The sequence below is a fragment of the Microseira wollei NIES-4236 genome (assembly GCF_020521235.1).
In the GTDB taxonomy this organism is placed as follows: domain Bacteria; phylum Cyanobacteriota; class Cyanobacteriia; order Cyanobacteriales; family Aerosakkonemataceae; genus Microseira; species Microseira wollei.
The window spans coordinates 51,364-68,090 of the sequence record NZ_BLAY01000028.1 but is presented as its reverse complement, the minus strand read 5'-3'; the positions used below and the strand labels follow the sequence as shown (position 1 = coordinate 68,090).

The window sequence follows — 16,727 nt, the reverse complement described above, 5'->3', positions numbered from 1 at the left end:
GTGGCATGGGCAACCAAGGCGGGCAAGATGCCCACCCCACAAGCAAAATTCTTCTCTTGTGGCATGGGCAACCAAGGCGGGCAAGATGCCCACCCCACAAGCAAAATTCTTCTCTTGTGGCATGGGCGTCTCGCCCGTCCGGAGATTTTAGGTGCAAGATCTCAATTATGGGAGTGCAAACCGCTATATCTTCAAATCGGCAATCTGCAATCTTAAATCTGCCATCTTAAATTCCCTAAATTGGCAGGCGATCGATATCTTTGTTAGAGCCAATTACTACCATAATTTCACCCTTGTAAAGGCGTCGGTTGGGGTTGGGATTGACTTCAAAGGTGCCATCGTTACACACGGCTAGCAAGTTTAAACCATAACGAGTTCTAAGTTGCAGGTCGTAGATGGTTTTGCCGTCAAATTCTTTGGGAACGATCGCTTCTACAATGCTGTTGTGTGGGTCTAGCTCAAATCGGTCTAAAATCGCCGGTCTAGTGAGCGCTCGCGCCAATGCACAACCAGCTTCATGTTCTGGATAAACTACGTGGTCTGCTCCCACTCGCGTTAATACTTTACCGTGGACTTCTGACGAAGCTTTCGCCACTACGTGGGGGACGCCGCCTTCCTTCAAATTCAGTGTGGTAATAATACTTTCTTGTAAATAGTTACCGATGGCAACAATCACCGTATCGAACTCAAAAATTCCCGCTTCTTTTAGCGCCGACGGTTCGGTTGAGTCGAGTTGCAACGCATGACCTACAATCTGATCCGTCAGGACTTGAGCGACTCGTTTTTCATCAACATCGGTTCCCAGTACGTCGTATCCCAAACGGTGCAGCGTCGAGCATACTCCCCGCCCAAATCGCCCCAAACCAATCACGGCATACTGTTTATTATCTTTGCGTAAACTGCGAAAAAAACCTATGGACGACAGATTCACTTTTTTCTACCTGTGTAATAGAGACTTTGGCGAGAACAACCCCTACAAAACCAGTCTTCTCTTTCCAGCCTAGCAAATATTTTCTACCATCTTTACCCCACGAGTAAGTTTTCTTCGGGGTAGCGAATTTTACTGGGTCTGGGATCTCCCAAAAGCGCCGACATCAGCAGCAGAACGCCTACCCTTCCCACGTACATTGTCACAATTAAAACTAGCTTCGCAGCAGCTGAGACGCTAGCTGTTATTCCCGTGGAAAGACCAACTGTCGCAAAAGCAGACACGACCTCAAACAAAATTTGAATAAAATTAAAGTTTGTATCCGTGAGAGAGATTAAAATTGTGGCAATAATCACAGTTGCCAACGAGCCTATAAACACGCCAACCGCTTTCAAAATCAGCGATAGAGGTATTTTTCTCTCGTACAAAACAGCTTCTTCATTTCCCTGTAAAATGGCTTTGGTGCAAGTGGTTAAAACTCCCAGGGTTGTCGTTTTAATCCCGCCTCCCGTCCCGCCGGGACTGGCGCCAATAAACATAAAAGCAATCGTAATAAATAAACCTGCCGTGGTCATTTTGCCAAAATCAATCGTGTTAAAACCCGCGGTTCGGGGCGTTACCGATTGAAACCAAGCTGCTAGGATTTTGGTTTTTAAGTCCATAGAACCAAACGTATCGGGGTTTTTCTGCTCTATGAGAAAGAAGGCGACCGTGCCGAGGATTAAGAGAATTAAAGTGGTGCTGGTGGCGACTTTAAAGTTGAGGGAGAAGATAATGCAATGGGTTTTTCTGAGGATGCGATCGCGCAACCACAGGTACATTTCCATAATTACCTGGTAGCCAATCCCGCCAAAGATAATCAATCCCGTTACCGTCAGGTTTAATACCACCGATGATTGATAGCCGATAAAGTTATCTTTGAACAAACTAAAACCGGCATTATTCCAAGAATTGATGCTATGAAAAATTGCGTACCACAGTCCCTGATAAAATCCATAATCGCGAACAAAAACAGCCAGCAGCAGAAAGACTCCAGTGAGTTCAAATATTAGCGTCGTGGCAATAATCGAGCGCAGCACTTGGGCGCTACCCTGGATTCCGGTTCGGTCTAAAGCTTGTTGAATTGCCACTTTATCTCGTAAGCTAAACCTAGCACCAATCAGCAGCAAAAGAAAAGTGGTTGCCGTCATATAGCCGAGTCCGCCAACTTGGACAAGTATGGCAACAAACAGCTGACCCCAAAATGAAAAATAAGTGCCGACATCGACAACCGACAAACCCGTAACGCAGACAGCAGAGGTTGAGGTGAATAAAGCCACTAACGGGTCAATCCAAGTCCCGCTGCTGCTAGAAAACGGCATCATCAACAAAAGGGCGCCCAAACTGATTACAGCAAGGAACCCCAGGCAAATCGTTCTAGAAACTGTCATGGATGGGTGGCAATTCGATCCAAGAATACTTTTGATCGCGTGTCTTGTAAAGTACCCTTGCGATTAAACTAATTTTAGTCTGCATTAAAGCTCTTGGTTCCATGACAGCAACACTTTACGAGCAAATTCAGCAATTTTACGACGCCTCCTCCGGTTTATGGGAGCAAATTTGGGGCGAACACATGCACCACGGGTATTATGGCGCAGATGGTAAGCAAAAAAAAGACCGCCGTCAAGCTCAAATTGACCTAAATGAAGAAATACTGCAATGGGCTAATTTACATAGGGCGGAAACGATTCTAGACGTAGGCTGCGGCATAGGAGGTAGTTCCCTCTATCTGGCTCAAAAGTATAACGCCAATGTGACCGGAATTACTCTCAGTCCGGTTCAGGCGTCTAGGGCGAAGGAAAGGGCTGCCAGTGCTAATCTAAGTCAGCAGACTTCCTTCCAGGTAGCAGATGCATTGAATATGCCCTTTGCCGATGCATCTTTTGACTTTGTTTGGTCTATGGAAAGCGGCGAACACATGCCGGATAAAGTTAAATTCTTGCAAGAATGCTACCGGGTATTGCAGCCTGGTGGCACGTTTTTAATGGCGACTTGGTGTCATCGTCCCGTGACGCTTCCCGATGGATACTTGACGCCGGATGAGTTAAAGCATTTGGCAGAAATTTATCGAGTCTATTGCTTGCCTTATGTCATTTCTCTGCCAGAATATGAGCAAATTGCTGGCAATGTTTCTTTTCAAGATATCCGGACGGATGATTGGTCAACTGCTGTAGCGCCATTTTGGAATGTCGTGATTGATTCTGCCTTCAATCCAGCGGCAATTATTGGTTTAATTTTTAGTGGTTGGACGACGATTCAAGGGGCGCTTTCCCTGTCGCTGATGAGTCAAGGATATGAGCGAGGATTGATTCGATACGGGGTGTTGCGAGCAACAAAGTAGGGTTATCCCTGGTGAGTGCCTATCTACAAGTACGGGGTCAAATGCCATGATGATTGATGCTTGAGAGTTTGTGCCTAATGGCTCACATGCTTTATAGGGATTAGCATTTTGGCTAATCTTTGCAGAATCTTCATTGTGAAACGGTTGATTGTGTTTTTTGGGTTAAGTTTCTGTAGAAATACGGATGGTCATCTTAGAGGTAGATTATCCTGAGCCTTAGACCGCAATCGGGTCGAAATATCCGGCTGGGCAAAAAAATTGTAGTTGTCCGGTCGCGCTCATTTTCATCAGAGTAAATTATGGCAGGTAACTATGACAAAATTCAAAAAATTAGCAGTGACAACAGCCAGTGTAGCTCTAAGCTGCACGGCAATAGAAGCCAACCCAGCACAAGCTGCCGTCTTTAACTATGATTTCACGGTTAACATTACTAGCGGTTTTCTAATTGGAAACCAGTATTCGGGTTCGTTTAGCTACGATGACGCTTCGCCTAAAACTTCTTTTGGTGGGTATCGACCTTTTGATTTTAACTTTAATTTTGAAGGGAAAACTTTCAGTGAATCAGACCTACAAATAGATGTGGGGGGCTATGGTGGCTTCTTTCCTAATGAAGGGTTGGTGACGGCTTCCATTGGGCTTTACGACTTTCCTCCAAAACCAGAAGACTTTCCTAAGATAATCTTTCTCAAATCTGACTTCTATAGCTATCAAGGTGATTGTGTTGGTTCTGTGTGTACAGATGATTTGGGTCGGGCGTCTTTTGGAACGGTGACGTACAATTTGCGGTCTACTCCTCCAACCTCGGTTCCGGAACCAAGCGCTGTGGGAGGGTTGATGTTTCTTGGTTTAAGCAGCTTGCTTTTGAAGGGAAAAATAGCATCCTCTCAAGGCGAATAGCTGGTTAACTCAAATTGCTAGTTATCTCAACCGTGCGGCTAATGGCTAATGGCTAATGGAAAGATATTATTGAGCTTCTCTCTCCCAATTAGCAATTAGCAATTAGCAATTAGCAAAACGATCGCAGTAACAGGTGATGAAAGTTTTACTTGGATGGGAACTCGGAGGGGGACAAGGACACATTCAACGTCTGGTGGCACTTGCTGGGATGCTGGAATCCTATGGGTTAGAACCAGTGTTTGCTCTCAAGTCCTACAACATCAAAGGGATTGATTTTCCCTATCAGATTGTCTTTGCCCCTCGCTTGCCTTTTTATGGTCGGAAAGAGTCTTATACGTTTGCCGATATCCTGGAAAACTTCGGTTTTGGGAATGCCTGTATACTGCGATCGCACCTTGAGGGGTGGCGGGAGGTTCTCCAACAGCTCAAACCAAGCTTAATTATTGCCGATCATGCTCCTGGTCTTGTCCTAGCAGCTTACGGCTTTGTGCCTACAGTTGCGATCGGAGAGTGCTTTACAGTACCACCACCCGTTGATGTTTTCCCGATTCTGAGATTTCCCGCACCGCCTGAGTCAGTCTGGCGCCAAGAGCAAGTCAGCAATACAGTGCGCGAAGTTGTCAAGTTTGATGCGCCTCTAGGACAAATTTTGAATGGGGATGCTAGTTTTATTTTTGGCATTCCGGAGTTAGACCCTTATCAGCACTTGCGGCGTAATGACCAGTATGTTAGCCTGCACGTTACACCGATTCCTGGAAATCTGCACCGTGCCGATGGCCCTGCTTGGGCTTATTTGGCAGATAATTATCCCCAGCGGATGATGGTGCTGCAAACTCTTAGACCCCAATCTGAGTTCAAACCTTTAAGCGAGGTTCTAGATGGAAAGTCTTTGGCAATCCACAATGGAGGCTTAACAACGGCTATTACCTGTCTGCTAGCAGGCATTCCTCAATTAGTCTTGCCTATGCACTTAGAACAGCAACTCAATTGTGCTGCACTTTCTCGGTTAGGTGTGGCGAGGGCGATCGCTCAACCTACATGGGAAAATTTGCTAGTGGGACAAGCGCAAGCTTATGCACTCACCCAGAATGCCCAGCAGCAAGCCGAAAGTCTTGCCCGTTGGAACCAGAACTTTATGGAAGTCGTTGTCCAAACTTGTCTCAAATTCACAGATATCACGAACGGGGTATAAATCCAAGCTTCCAGTAGGACAAACTTTGTGCAACGATTAAAAACTAGCTGGAACCTTGATTGAAGTATTCATGAGCCAAATTTCTTCTCAAAAGTCTTCGCTGCCCCAAAGCAATCCTTCTGATGCCAAACCTGTCCAGCAGACGGGTTCTTGGCTTTATGCTTTTTGGAAGTTCAGCCGTCCGCATACAATTATCGGTACGAGTTTGAGTGTTTTGGGGTTGTATTTGGTCGCGATCGCGCTCTCTCCCCCCAACTTGTCCAGCACCCATCTGTTGCAGCTATTGGGAACTTGGATCTCCTGTTTGTGCGGCAATATTTACATTGTCGGGTTAAACCAATTAGAAGATATCGAAATCGACCGGATTAATAAACCCCACTTGCCTTTAGCAGCCGGGGAATTTTCACCCCAGCAAGCTAAGATAATTGTCGGCGTTACGGGTATCCTGGCCCTGCTGTTGGCGGGGTTTTTGGGGCCGTTTTTATTCGGAATGGTTGGAATAAGTTTGGCAATTGGCACTGCTTATTCTTTACCGCCCATTCGCTTAAAAAGGTTTCCGTTTTGGGCGGCAATTTGTATTTTTAGCGTGCGGGGGGCAATTGTTAATTTAGGGTTGTTTTTGCACTTTAGTTGGGCGTTGCAAAATAAAGTTACAGGTTTCACAGGCAAGATGCCTGTGCCACAAGAAATACCCGCAGAAGTTTGGGCGCTGACGCTGTTTATTTTGGTATTTACCGTAGCGATCGCTATCTTTAAAGATATCCCCGATATGGAAGGCGATCGCCAGTACAATATCACCACTTTTACCCTTAAACTGGGCGCACCCGCTGTGTTTAATTTGACTCTATGGGTGATAGCAATTTGCTATCTAGGCATTGCAATTGCTGGCTTGTTGTGGCTAACTTCTGTAAATACGGTTTTTTTAGTGACAACGCATTTGGCGGCATTGGGTTTAATGGGGTGGCGGAGTCGGGGTGTAGACTTGCAGGATAAGGGTGCGATCGCTAGTTTCTACCAATTCATCTGGAAATTGTTTTTCCTGGAATATCTAATTTTCCCCGCTGCTTGTTTGTGACAACTCTCACCGCCAACCCTATCGGGTCTGGCGGGAGCTTCCAAGACTCACGAATTGGAGTTCTTGCTTCACAGGCTGTCCATTGACTAAGCCTCCACAAGCAGCAAACGGTTGTCCCACCGTTTGTTTAAGTATGTTCAACGACGCATTCAAATCCCTGTCTAAGCTAACACCACAATTAGGACAATCGTGAACTCTAGTTGACAATTCTTTGATGACTCTTTCTGAGCAATTAAAACACTCAATACTCGTACCTCTGGCATCAACTTCTTGAGTATGCTTGCCGCGTCTTACCGCTACTGCTTGCAATATGTTCAAGAATGCGCCCCAAGCTACATCTAGTATCGATTTAGCTAGTCTAGTTCTAGCCAGACCTTTGATATTGAGCTTCTCAAATCCAATTAAATCGTAAGTTGCACATAACCAATGAGCCACAGAATAATGAAAATCTTTCCGTTGACGAGCGACATGAAGATGCAATCTAGCAACTTTATGCGTCTGTTTTTGGTAGTTCTTAGATCCTTTTTGTTTCCGGGACAACTGACGTTGTTGACGGGTTAGCACTGCCTGGGACTGGCGGTAAAACTGAGGAACTGCAACCGCTTCACCACTGGAAGTAGTGAGAAATTTTTCTAAGCCAACATCAATACCGCAGGCAGATTTAATCCCATCAACGGGCAAGCGAGTAGGAACGGTGCTATCTTCAATTGCCAAACTCACATACCAACCATCAGCAAGGCTGATAATTGTTGCTTGTTTAATCTCAAATCCGTCAGGGATGGGGCGATGTAGTATCACCGAAATTTCGCCAACCTTAGACAGTTTTAAAGTATTACCAATTAAGTGCGATCCAGCTTTTGGTCTATTAACTCTAGGAAAGGTAAATGAACAGATATCGCCTTGTTTTTTAAATCTTGGTCTGCCTCCTCTTTTGCCCGTTTTGTCGGGGATTAACCAGCGTTTCCAAGCCTTATCCAGCCGCATTAAATTTTGTTTTTGGCAGTCAGTGTAAATATCTTTGTACTCTGGAAATAACCTTTTAGTTGCTTTGAGGTCAGCCGCTTGTGAGTAGTAATTTAACTTGTCAGGGATATCGCCAATTGGTTCGCTTGCTAAACTACAACGGTCAATTTGGCATCTGGTACGACGCAACCAATCCAGCCTTTGACCCAAAGCATAGTTCCAGTGACGACGCAATAACTCACCCCAGTGGCTCAAGGTCGCCGCCTGCTCAGTAGTTGGTTTTAATCGGTACTGGTAGGTTAGTAACATACAACTAATTATACCATATTTAGTGCTATGAAGCTCAAATTTAAAAGCTACCGTTGCGTATATTAGCTTAATAAATCACCAAATACCGACGCAAAGTGATTAAACCAGCAATATTAAATCGTCATGGTGAAATATTTACTACTACCTGTGAAAAGTGGGATACTTGCTAACAGATTTTAATCGAGAGTCTGACCACGTTCATTTAGTCATTCATCGACTTTCCCCCAGACGTTGAAATCAGCAATAACGAATTCTTGGACGGGCATCTTGCCCATCCCACAAGAAAAAATACTTTTGTAGGATGGGCAAGATGCCCGTCAGAGCTATTGGTATAATTTGACACTCCTCAGCCTAAAGGCATGAGGATTCTTGGTTCACAGTCCAATCGTAACCCTACAGGATTACTCCAATAGAGCTAGAGGATTGAACTCCCCAAGCTTATAAGATTCGGTCTGCCCGACCGTACTTAGTCCCTTTTGCAAAATGTTAATAGCTGCATTAATGTCTCTATCTTCAACAAATCCACAATGATTACAAATATGAGTTCTAGTTGATAGAGACTTCTGCACCTTTTCGCCACAGTTAGAGCAATTTTGACTGGTATTGTGAGGAGCAACAGCAATAGTTATCTTCGCGTATTTGTAGCCGAAATAATCTAGCCACTGGCGAAATTTTGACCATCCTGCATCACTTATCGACTTGGCTAAATGCCGATTTTTGACCATGCCTTGAACATTTAAATCTTCATAGGCTACTAAGTCGTTAGACTTGATTAAACGGAGTGCCACTCTCTTGACAAACTCTTCTCGCTGCCTACTTACTTTTAAATGTTTACGGGCCGATTTTTCTCTAGCCTTGCGATAATTTTGAGACTGTGGTTTACCCTTTTGGTATTTCTTATACTTTTTGCGGTTGAGACGATTTAAACGTTTTTCTTCCTGGCGGTAAAACTGTGGATTAGGCTCAATGTTCCCTTGACTATCCGCTAAGAAATACTTGATGCCAACATCAATACCCACTGCTTTTTGGCTAGGGTTTAATGATTTAACCGTGTCTCTAGGGTCTAATTGTACCGAGAATTGCACGTAATACCCATCAGCACGACGCACAATTCTAACTCGCTTGATTTGGTCTATCTGGTAGAAGAAATTCAAGTCTCTAGTTCCTATCAGCTTCAGAGTACCTATTCCTTTCTTGTCTGTGAAAGTAATGTGCTTTCTACTTTCTGATAGTTTCCACCCTGAGACTTTATATTCAACCGAGCGAGTATTCTTTTTGAACTTTGGATACCCTTTCTTGCCTGAAATCTGCTTCTTGCAGTCGTAAAAGCGATTAACTGCTTTTAAAACTCGTTCCACAGCAGTTTGACAAGCGTGAGAGTTTAAATCTTCAACAAATTTAAACTCTTTTCTGAGTAACGTGTTATATCTAAACATCTCTGTCTTGCCAATGCCGCGATTATCCATCCAGTAACGAAGCACTTTATTGCGGACGAATTGAGATGTCCTGATTGCTTCATCAATGGCGGTTATTTGTCGTGGTTTTGGATTGACTTTGTACTCGTAGATAAACACGCTTGATACTGGAGTAGGTGGTATCAAATACTATAATAACATAAAGCCGTCCTAGAAGGACGGGGCTTGTATCCCATTATTTTCGGTCAAGAGTAATTATGCGGAATTAGGGCAGCAAATATCGATTGTGCCGATTGGGGGAGGGTACTCCACACGGAGAGCGAACGCACCGCGTACACTAGGCTAAGAGCCTACAAACACCATGTCCCGAATCATGTCCCAAAAACTGCTTAAATTTTACCTGCTGCTGGCGGCGAGCGTTAGTCTCGGTTTGACTGCTGTGGCGTGTTCTAAGACGCCTTCTGGAACGAACACCGCCAGCAGCGGCACGCCTTCCCCCGCCGCACCGGCGCAAAACACCGCCGCTAACGGGACAGCTTCCCCATCCGCAACTGCACCGAGTCCAGCAACTACCGTTGCCGCCGCACCTGGTAGCGCCGAAGATTTTTATCAGCGAGGAATTGAAAGCGTTAAAAAAGGCGATGTTAAGGGTGCAGAGGAAGCTTGGCGCAAATCGATTGAACTTGACGCCAAAAATCCCAAAGTTCACTCGAATTTGGCCGTGCTGCTGCAAAGTCAAAATAAGTTAGACGAAGCTAGCAAGCAATTTCAAGAAGCGATTCGCCTCGATCCTAAAAATGCGGAAGATAAGGTCAAATTAGCTGTCGTTTTGGGTCAACAGAAAAAACTAGACGAAGCGATCGCTCAAACAAAAGAAGCGCTGCAAATCAAATCGGATTTTGCACCCGCCCACGTAGTTATGGCGGCGGCGTTAGCCGAACAAGGCAAGCAAGAGGAAGCAATAAAGAGCTTACAAACCGCCAGAGATTTATTCAAAAATCAGGGAAAAGTTGACCAACAGGTAGAAACTCAAATTAATTTAGCCGTTGCTTTAGCAAAACAGAAGAAATTAGACGATGCAGTAGCGCAATTACAAGAAGCGGTTAAACTCAAACCCGACTTTGCCCCCACTCACGTTATCTTAGCAGGCGCTTTATCCGAACAAGGCAAGAAAGACGAAGCAGTAGCCTCGCTAAAAAAAGCCAAAGACTTATTCAAAACCCAGGGCAGAACCGAACCGCTGGTAGAAACTACAATTAACTTAGCCGTTTTGTTGGGACAACAAAACAAAATCGACGAAGCAGTAACCGAATCAAAAGAAGCTGTTAGCCTCAAACCAGACTCGGCAAAAGCCCACTATGTCTTAGCGCTGGCTTTATCAAGTCAAGGCAAAAAAGACGAAGCAATCGCTACTTTGAATAAAACCAAAGAGCTGTTGAAAACCCAAGGTCAAACCCAGCAAGCAGATCAAATTGACCAGATTATCCAGAAACTCGGCGAAAAGAAAAAATAATTGCGGAATTTTAGATGGCAGATTGCAGATTGCCGATTTAAGTTTTTCATAAATCTGAAATCAAAAATCTGAAATCTGCAATTATTCCATAAATCTGAAATCAAAAATCTGCAATCTGAAATTATTCCATGATCGAGGAAAAAGGCCAAGTTTATCTAGTGGGTGCAGGGCCATCGGATGTCGCTTACCTGACAGTGCGCTCGCAACAATTATTATCGCAAGCAGAGGTATTAATTTATGATGCCTTGATCGATGAGCGGCTGTTAGATTTAGTACCGGATAATTGCGTAAAATTCCACGTCGGTAAGCGGGGTGGACGCAAGAGTACCCCCCAAGCAGAAATTGACCGCTTGCTGGTGGAACAGTGCCTGTTAGGGAAGCAAGTCGTGCGGTTAAAAAGCGGCGATCCGTTTATTTTTGGGCGATCTAGTCAGGAAATTCAAGCATTAATTGCCGCAGGTTGCCCGTTTGAGGTTGTGCCGGGAATTTCTGCCGCATTGGCAGCACCGTTGCTAGCAGGAATTCCCCTAACAGATCCGGTTTTGAGTCGGTGTTTTGCAGTTTTAAGCGCCCACGAACCAACAGAATTAGACTGGGAAGCGCTATCGCGGATCGATACGCTGGTAATCTTGATGGGGGGGCGCAATCTGGGGGAAATTGTCCGCCAACTGCATCGTGGGGGGCGAAGTCTGCAAACTCCCGTCGCCGTTATTCGTTATTGCGGACATCCCCAACAACAAATTTGGACAGCACAGTTGGGAACTATTGCAGCTGCATGTGCTGGGGCGTCTCTTTCCCCGGCGGTAATTGTAATTGGAGAAGTTGTTGGACTGCGCCCCTACTTACAACCGCCGTTAGCAGGGCAGAGGGCAGAAATGTTGATTAATATTAACGGCAACTTGGTATCCGAGCGAATGTCCCCAATTGGGGATAATTTAAAATCCAGCCCCCTAGATTTGATATCCCCTATTGCTATGACTCAGACAAATAACCAACATCCAGCGCCAGAAACCAAGAAAGAAGCAGAGAATCAAATCATCCCCGCGTCTCCCCGTCTCCCCATCCCCGCGTCCTCTTCCCTCCCCCTCGCCAATAAAACTATCCTCGTTACCCGTTCAGTCGGACAGTCGGGGGAATTTACTCACCGCCTTCAGGCAGCAGGTGCAACGGTAATTGAAATGCCTGCGATAGAAATTGGTCCGCCTTCAAACTGGGAAGGATTGGATAATGCGATCGCTTGCATACAAACCTTTGATTGGTTAATTCTCACCTCTACCAACGGTGTAGATTATTTCTTTGAGCGCTTATTCGCTCAAGGAAAAGATGCGCGTAGCTTAGCGCAGCTTAAAATCGCCGTCGTCGGTAAAAAAACAGCTAATAGCCTAAAACTGCACAATTTGCAACCCGATTTTATCCCGCCCAACTTTGTGGCAGATTCCCTCGTGGAACATTTTCCCGCATCTCTCCAAGGGAAAAAAGTGTTATTTCCGAGAGTGGAAACTGGTGGACGGGAGGTGTTAGTCCAGGAGTTATCGGCTAAAGGTGCAGAAGTCGTCGAGGTGGCGGCTTACGAGTCCAGGTGTCCGGATGCGATCGCTAAAGAAGCAAAACACGCCTTGTCGAAGCAAGCAGTAGATATAATTACCTTTGCTAGTTCCAAAACTGTGAGAAATTTTTGTCAGTTAGTAGAGGCATCCCAATTAACCGATAAGCTGGATAAAGTAGCGATCGCCTCAATCGGCCCCCAAACTTCCCGCGACTGCAAGCAACTCCTGGGTCGGGTAGATGTGGAAGCGCTTGAATACACCTTAGAAGGATTAACCCAAGCTATTATTAACTGGATGACAATCCACCAGCCTCCTGTTTAAAAAGCCTATACCAGTTTTGAAATTGGGATGTTGGAGCAACTTAAAGCGTTGGGAATTCAGCTATCGATCGATGATTTTGGCACCGGCTACTCTTGTTTGGCGCGGCTGCACCAAATGCCGATCGATACGTTAAAAATCGACCGTTCGTGAGTGAGTCAGATGAGCGTTGATAGCGAAAGTTTGGAAATCGTGCGAACAATTATTACCCTGGCGCACAGTTTGGAAATGGATGCGATCGCCGAGGGTGTAGAATCTGCATTTCAACTAGGACAACTTGTGGAACTCGAATGGGAATACGGACAAGGACACTTTTTCTCTAAGCCCATAGATAGCACTTCCGTCTGGGCTTTACTATCAGCTAATTGCTAATTGCTAATTGCTAATTGGTAATGGCAAATCTAAAATCTAAAATCTAAAATACTATGAGGCGTATTATTGGTTTAACGGGCGGTATTGGGACTGGCAAAAGTACCGTCTCGAATTATCTGGCAAGCCACTATAATTTGCCAGTTTTGGATGCAGATATTTATGCGCGCGAAGCCGTAGAACCAGGTTCTCAAGTATTAGAAGAAATTCAGGAACGCTACGGTTTCGGCATCTTACTACCCGATGGCAAACTCGACCGCCTGCGGCTGGGTCAAATTGTTTTTAGCAGTCCCTCAGAACGCTTGTGGTTAGAGCAACGCATTCATCCATACGTGCGCGATCGCATTACCGCTCAATTAGATACCCTAGACCCCCAAAAATACCCCACAGTCGTCCTAGTCGTACCATTATTGTTTGAAGCTCGCATGACCGATCTGGTAACGGAAATCTGGGTAGTAGCTTGCGACCAAACCCAGCAAGTTGAACGAGTCAAATCCCGCGATGGTCTGCCTTTAGAAGAAATTCAATCCCGCATTAACAGCCAAATGTCAATAGAAAAAAAGCTAGCCCAAGCCAACGTAGTTTTAGATAACTCTTCAACCCCAGAAGCATTGTTAAAACAGGTAGATGCAGCGATTGGTAATCGGTAATTGGTAATTGGTGATTGGTAATTGGTAATTGGTAATAGATAATTATTTCCCATTACCAATTACCCCAGGACTTACGCACGCGGCGCCAAAAACAAAGGTGATGCGTCAATCTCGCTCGTGGAAACCCACGATTTTTCATATCACCAAAGTTTTTTTGCGTAAGTCCTGTACCCATTAGCAATTAGCCATTAGCCATTAGCCATTAGCCATTAGCCATTATGCCGCTTCTCCCCCTACAATAACATTGCGAATTCGCAAACTCGGACCACCGCAACCTACGGGTAAACCGCTTTGTCCGCCTTTACCGCATCCGCCGGATTCATCCCAGTAAAAATCATCCCCAATCGCTTCAATATCTGTCAGCGTTGTAAATACATTACCGGAAAGCGTGACATCCCTCACTGGTTCGGCTATTTTACCATTGCGGATCATCCAAGCTTCCCCCGCACTAAAGGTGAACATTTCCCCATTCGTCATACCACCCAACCAGTTGCGGGCATAAACCCCTTCTTTGATACCAGTAAATAAGTCCTTGACTGGCGTATTTCCCCGTTCGATCCAGGTGTTGGTCATCCGCACGATGGGAGGGTAGTGATAACTGAGACAACGGGCATTGCCAGTGGGTTGTTCGTCTAATTTGCCAGCAGTTTCGCGGGAATGTAATCTTCCGACTAAGACGCCATCTTTAATTAATTGAGTCGTCGTTGCGGGGGTGCCTTCGTCGTCGTAAAAATAGCTACCGCGATGACCTTCTGGGGCGGCGCCGTCAAAGATTTGCAGATCTTTGGGACCAAATCTGCGTCCGATGGTCATGACTTCTAGCAAGTCCGGGTTTTCGTATGCCATATCGGCTTCACTCAGGTGTCCGAAGGCTTCGTGGACGAATAACCCGCTGAGAATCGGATCGATGACGACGGTGTAGGTATTACCTTTGACGGGCGGTAAGCTTAAAGCCTCCACCCCCCGTTGCGCTGCACCCCGCACTTGCTCGTCTAAATTGGTTAAATCTTCGTAAGCTTTGCGCGATCCCGTCGTTTCCCGTCCGGTTTGTACGGTTTCCCCGTCGCGGGCCGTGGCGGCAAAGCGCATTTCCATATCCACCCAGGATTGTTCTAGCATCGTCCCTTCCGACGTGGCGAGGATGATGCGCTGGGCGCTATCGCCATAGCGCACCGAGGTGGTAGCGATGCGAGGGTCAACGCTGCGGAGAATTTCGCTGTAGCGATCGCACAATGCCTTTTTCTCGGCTAGCGGTATTTGGCGAGGATCGGTGCCGGTGAGGGGGATAATGCATATATCCTGCACCGCGTCAATAGGGGCGAGGATGGTTTCTTCTTCACCCACGATGTGGGCAGCAGCGATCGCTTCCTCAACCCGTTCTGCTAAAGTCGAAAGTTGATTAAAGCTGGCAAAGCCCCAACCACCCTTGTAACAAGCGCGTACCTGTCCCCCAATCGAAATCCCTTGGGACAGGGTTTCGATCTTATCGGCGCGCAGTAAAATATCGGTTGCTTCAGCTTCTTCCAGTCGAATCGCCAAATAGTCAACCCGCTTGCCATAACGACGTATCAGGTCAGAAAGAAGATTCTTGGCATCCGCTAGTAAGGTAGGCATAGCAGGCACTGGTACAGATAAACTGCATCCATTTTGCATTGATTTAGCCCCTTGTGCCACCGAAACGAAGCGACACCAGGCTGAGCCTGGTTCAACTCGTAACCAGGCTCAGCCTGGTTACGACAATAGAGGCTCTGCCTCGACACCAGCCCCAATCTGCTGTTTTCAGATTGTGCATTCTAGAGGCGCAATTTTTTATAGAATGATTCTCATTCCCTAAAAAAGAGAACCCTTCTCGCCTCATAGCTATGACATCGAATCAAACAACCCCCGCGACTGAATTAATTTATCGCCCCCGCCGCCTGCGTCGCACCCCTACGTTGCGGCGAATGGTACAGGAAACTCATTTAACTGCGAATGACTTAATTTATCCCGTCTTTGTGATGGAAGGAGAAGGGCAAAAGGTTGAAATAGCATCGATGCCGGGATGCTACCGCTATACGTTGGATTTGCTGCTAAAAGAAATAGCCGATGCAGCAGCGTTGGGAGTGAATGCTGTGGCGCTCTTCCCCGTCATTTCCTCTGGCAAAAAAGACGATACTGGCAGCGAAAGTTACAACGAAGAAGGATTGGTTCAGCAAACGGTAAAAGCAATTAAAAAAGCCATTCCAGATATTGTTGTCATCACCGATGTAGCGTTAGACCCTTTCACCACTCACGGACACGATGGTGTTGTAGATGACAATGGTGTTATTCTCAACGACCCCACCGTAGAAATTTTAGTCAAAATGGCGCTATCTCAAGCAGCAGCAGGGGCAGATATGGTCGCACCTTCTGACATGATGGATGGACGGGTAGGCGCAATTCGCAAAGCTTTGGATGCAGCAGGTTACTTTGATGTGGGAATTCTCGCTTACTCGGCTAAGTATGCCTCTGCTTATTATGGCCCGTTTCGGGATGCGCTCGATTCTGCCCCCAAATTTGGCGATAAAAAAACATACCAAATGGATGCGGCAAATGCCAGGGAAGCACTCAAGGAAGTTGCCTTAGATATTGCCGAAGGGGCAGATATTGTGATGGTAAAACCTGCCTTGGCTTATTTGGATATTATCTGTCAAGTCAAAGCCGCAACAAATTTACCCGTTGCTGCCTATAACGTCAGCGGCGAATATGCGATGATAAAAGCCGCCGCACAGCAAGGCTGGATTGATGAAAAAAAGGTAATTTTGGAAACTCTAACCAGCATGAAACGGGCAGGTGCGGATTTGATTTTGACTTATTTTGCTAAAGAAGTTGCGTTGATGTTGCGCTAGGGACTTGCTTAGAAATCCGGGTTAACAACCCCCCTTATTCTTAATTTAGACCGCGCAGGCGGTCTTTGCTTGTATAGGCGCGACTTTAGTCGTTGGGCTTCCACCGCAACCTGGTAGGGGCACGGCACGAGCGATATTTCGGGTTTGAAAACCAATGTTTTACATGCCGTGCCCCTACTGTTCTTCCGTTTACTTCCCGATTACCCGATCCAACAGAAATTTTCACCTGTAGAAAGGCATAAATTTACAGGTTTTTTTAACAAAACCCCCCTAGAGTTAGCTAGATCACAGGAGTATGCTGATA

Annotated in this window: 14 protein-coding genes and 1 pseudogene; 10 read left to right on the top strand and 5 right to left on the bottom strand. The window is 45.9% G+C overall.

Annotated features, from left to right (window positions below; all coding sequences use genetic code 11):
- The coding region (locus MiSe_RS11445; RefSeq protein WP_226578996.1) for a hypothetical protein at nt 1-216 on the top strand (216 nt) is incomplete at its 5' end.
- Nucleotides 217-235: 19 nt separating this feature from the next.
- On the opposite strand, the gene MiSe_RS11440 is transcribed toward MiSe_RS11445, so the two are convergent.
- Nucleotides 236-931, bottom strand: a complete 696-nt coding sequence (locus MiSe_RS11440; RefSeq protein ID WP_226578992.1) for a potassium channel family protein — start codon at nt 929-931, stop codon at nt 236-238.
- A gap of 92 nt (nt 932-1,023) precedes the next feature.
- Complete coding sequence (locus MiSe_RS11435; protein WP_226578989.1) at nt 1,024-2,358, bottom strand: TrkH family potassium uptake protein; 1,335 nt, start codon at nt 2,356-2,358, stop codon at nt 1,024-1,026.
- Nucleotides 2,359-2,459: 101 nt separating this feature from the next.
- Here MiSe_RS11435 and MiSe_RS11430 point away from each other — a divergent pair, with 101 nt between their 5' ends.
- The 4 genes from MiSe_RS11430 (at nt 2,460) to MiSe_RS11415 (ending at nt 6,472) form a co-directional block, all read left to right on the top strand.
- On the top strand, nt 2,460-3,308 hold the full coding sequence (locus MiSe_RS11430; protein ID WP_226578987.1) for a methyltransferase domain-containing protein: 849 nt from the start codon (nt 2,460-2,462) through the stop codon (nt 3,306-3,308).
- A gap of 312 nt (nt 3,309-3,620) precedes the next feature.
- Nucleotides 3,621-4,205: a hypothetical protein gene (locus tag MiSe_RS11425; RefSeq protein ID WP_226578984.1), complete on the top strand. Its 585-nt coding sequence runs from the start codon at nt 3,621-3,623 to the stop codon at nt 4,203-4,205.
- A 136-nt stretch (nt 4,206-4,341) separates the two neighbouring features.
- The gene (locus tag MiSe_RS11420; RefSeq protein ID WP_226578982.1) at nt 4,342-5,397 is read left to right on the top strand and encodes a glycosyltransferase; all 1,056 of its coding nucleotides are present in this window, start codon (nt 4,342-4,344) and stop codon (nt 5,395-5,397) included.
- Between the two features lie 70 nt (nt 5,398-5,467).
- Complete coding sequence (locus MiSe_RS11415; RefSeq protein WP_226578979.1) at nt 5,468-6,472, top strand: homogentisate phytyltransferase; 1,005 nt, start codon at nt 5,468-5,470, stop codon at nt 6,470-6,472.
- Between the two features lie 18 nt (nt 6,473-6,490).
- Here MiSe_RS11415 and MiSe_RS11410 read toward each other — a convergent pair whose 3' ends face one another.
- Nucleotides 6,491-7,744 carry an RNA-guided endonuclease InsQ/TnpB family protein gene (locus tag MiSe_RS11410; protein WP_226578976.1) on the bottom strand — a complete coding sequence of 418 codons (1,254 nt, stop codon included), beginning with the start codon at nt 7,742-7,744 and terminating at the stop codon, nt 6,491-6,493.
- A gap of 401 nt (nt 7,745-8,145) precedes the next feature.
- Complete coding sequence (locus MiSe_RS11405) at nt 8,146-9,318, bottom strand: RNA-guided endonuclease InsQ/TnpB family protein (protein ID WP_226578973.1); 1,173 nt, start codon at nt 9,316-9,318, stop codon at nt 8,146-8,148.
- A 202-nt stretch (nt 9,319-9,520) separates the two neighbouring features.
- Between MiSe_RS11405 and MiSe_RS11400 the strand changes: the two genes are divergently transcribed.
- The 4 genes and pseudogenes from MiSe_RS11400 (at nt 9,521) to coaE (ending at nt 13,556) form a co-directional block, all read left to right on the top strand.
- Entirely contained in the window at nt 9,521-10,672 is a 1,152-nt protein-coding gene (locus tag MiSe_RS11400; RefSeq protein ID WP_226578970.1) for a tetratricopeptide repeat protein, read from the top strand.
- A 128-nt stretch (nt 10,673-10,800) separates the two neighbouring features.
- Nucleotides 10,801-12,540, top strand: a complete 1,740-nt coding sequence (cobA, locus tag MiSe_RS11395) for a uroporphyrinogen-III C-methyltransferase (protein ID WP_226578966.1) — start codon at nt 10,801-10,803, stop codon at nt 12,538-12,540.
- A 27-nt stretch (nt 12,541-12,567) separates the two neighbouring features.
- Nucleotides 12,568-12,909: pseudogene (locus MiSe_RS11390) on the top strand (EAL domain-containing protein).
- A 53-nt stretch (nt 12,910-12,962) separates the two neighbouring features.
- Nucleotides 12,963-13,556 carry a dephospho-CoA kinase gene (coaE, locus tag MiSe_RS11385; protein WP_226578962.1) on the top strand — a complete coding sequence of 198 codons (594 nt, stop codon included), beginning with the start codon at nt 12,963-12,965 and terminating at the stop codon, nt 13,554-13,556.
- 216 nt (nt 13,557-13,772) lie between these two features.
- On the opposite strand, the gene MiSe_RS11380 is transcribed toward coaE, so the two are convergent.
- Nucleotides 13,773-15,170 (bottom strand): TldD/PmbA family protein, encoded by a 1,398-nt coding sequence (locus MiSe_RS11380; RefSeq protein WP_226578959.1) that lies wholly within the window; start codon nt 15,168-15,170, stop codon nt 13,773-13,775.
- A gap of 248 nt (nt 15,171-15,418) precedes the next feature.
- On the opposite strand from MiSe_RS11380, the gene hemB reads away from it, so the two are divergent.
- Nucleotides 15,419-16,423, top strand: coding sequence for a porphobilinogen synthase (gene hemB / locus MiSe_RS11375; RefSeq protein ID WP_226578957.1), 1,005 nt, complete (start codon nt 15,419-15,421; stop codon nt 16,421-16,423).
- The last annotated feature ends 304 nt before the right edge of the window (nt 16,424-16,727 follow it).

Coding starts and splice junctions, on each gene's coding strand:
- MiSe_RS11410 (WP_226578976.1), bottom strand. CDS start 7,744: ATGTTACTAACCTACCAGTACCGATTAAAACCAACTACTGAGCAGGCG.
- MiSe_RS11380 (WP_226578959.1), bottom strand. CDS start 15,170: ATGCCTACCTTACTAGCGGATGCCAAGAATCTTCTTTCTGACCTGATA.
- hemB (WP_226578957.1), top strand. CDS start 15,419: ATGACATCGAATCAAACAACCCCCGCGACTGAATTAATTTATCGCCCC.
- MiSe_RS11400 (WP_226578970.1), top strand. CDS start 9,521: ATGTCCCGAATCATGTCCCAAAAACTGCTTAAATTTTACCTGCTGCTG.
- MiSe_RS11425 (WP_226578984.1), top strand. CDS start 3,621: ATGACAAAATTCAAAAAATTAGCAGTGACAACAGCCAGTGTAGCTCTA.
- cobA (WP_226578966.1), top strand. CDS start 10,801: ATGATCGAGGAAAAAGGCCAAGTTTATCTAGTGGGTGCAGGGCCATCG.
- MiSe_RS11420 (WP_226578982.1), top strand. CDS start 4,342: ATGAAAGTTTTACTTGGATGGGAACTCGGAGGGGGACAAGGACACATT.
- MiSe_RS11430 (WP_226578987.1), top strand. CDS start 2,460: ATGACAGCAACACTTTACGAGCAAATTCAGCAATTTTACGACGCCTCC.
- coaE (WP_226578962.1), top strand. CDS start 12,963: ATGAGGCGTATTATTGGTTTAACGGGCGGTATTGGGACTGGCAAAAGT.
- MiSe_RS11415 (WP_226578979.1), top strand. CDS start 5,468: ATGAGCCAAATTTCTTCTCAAAAGTCTTCGCTGCCCCAAAGCAATCCT.
- MiSe_RS11435 (WP_226578989.1), bottom strand. CDS start 2,358: ATGACAGTTTCTAGAACGATTTGCCTGGGGTTCCTTGCTGTAATCAGT.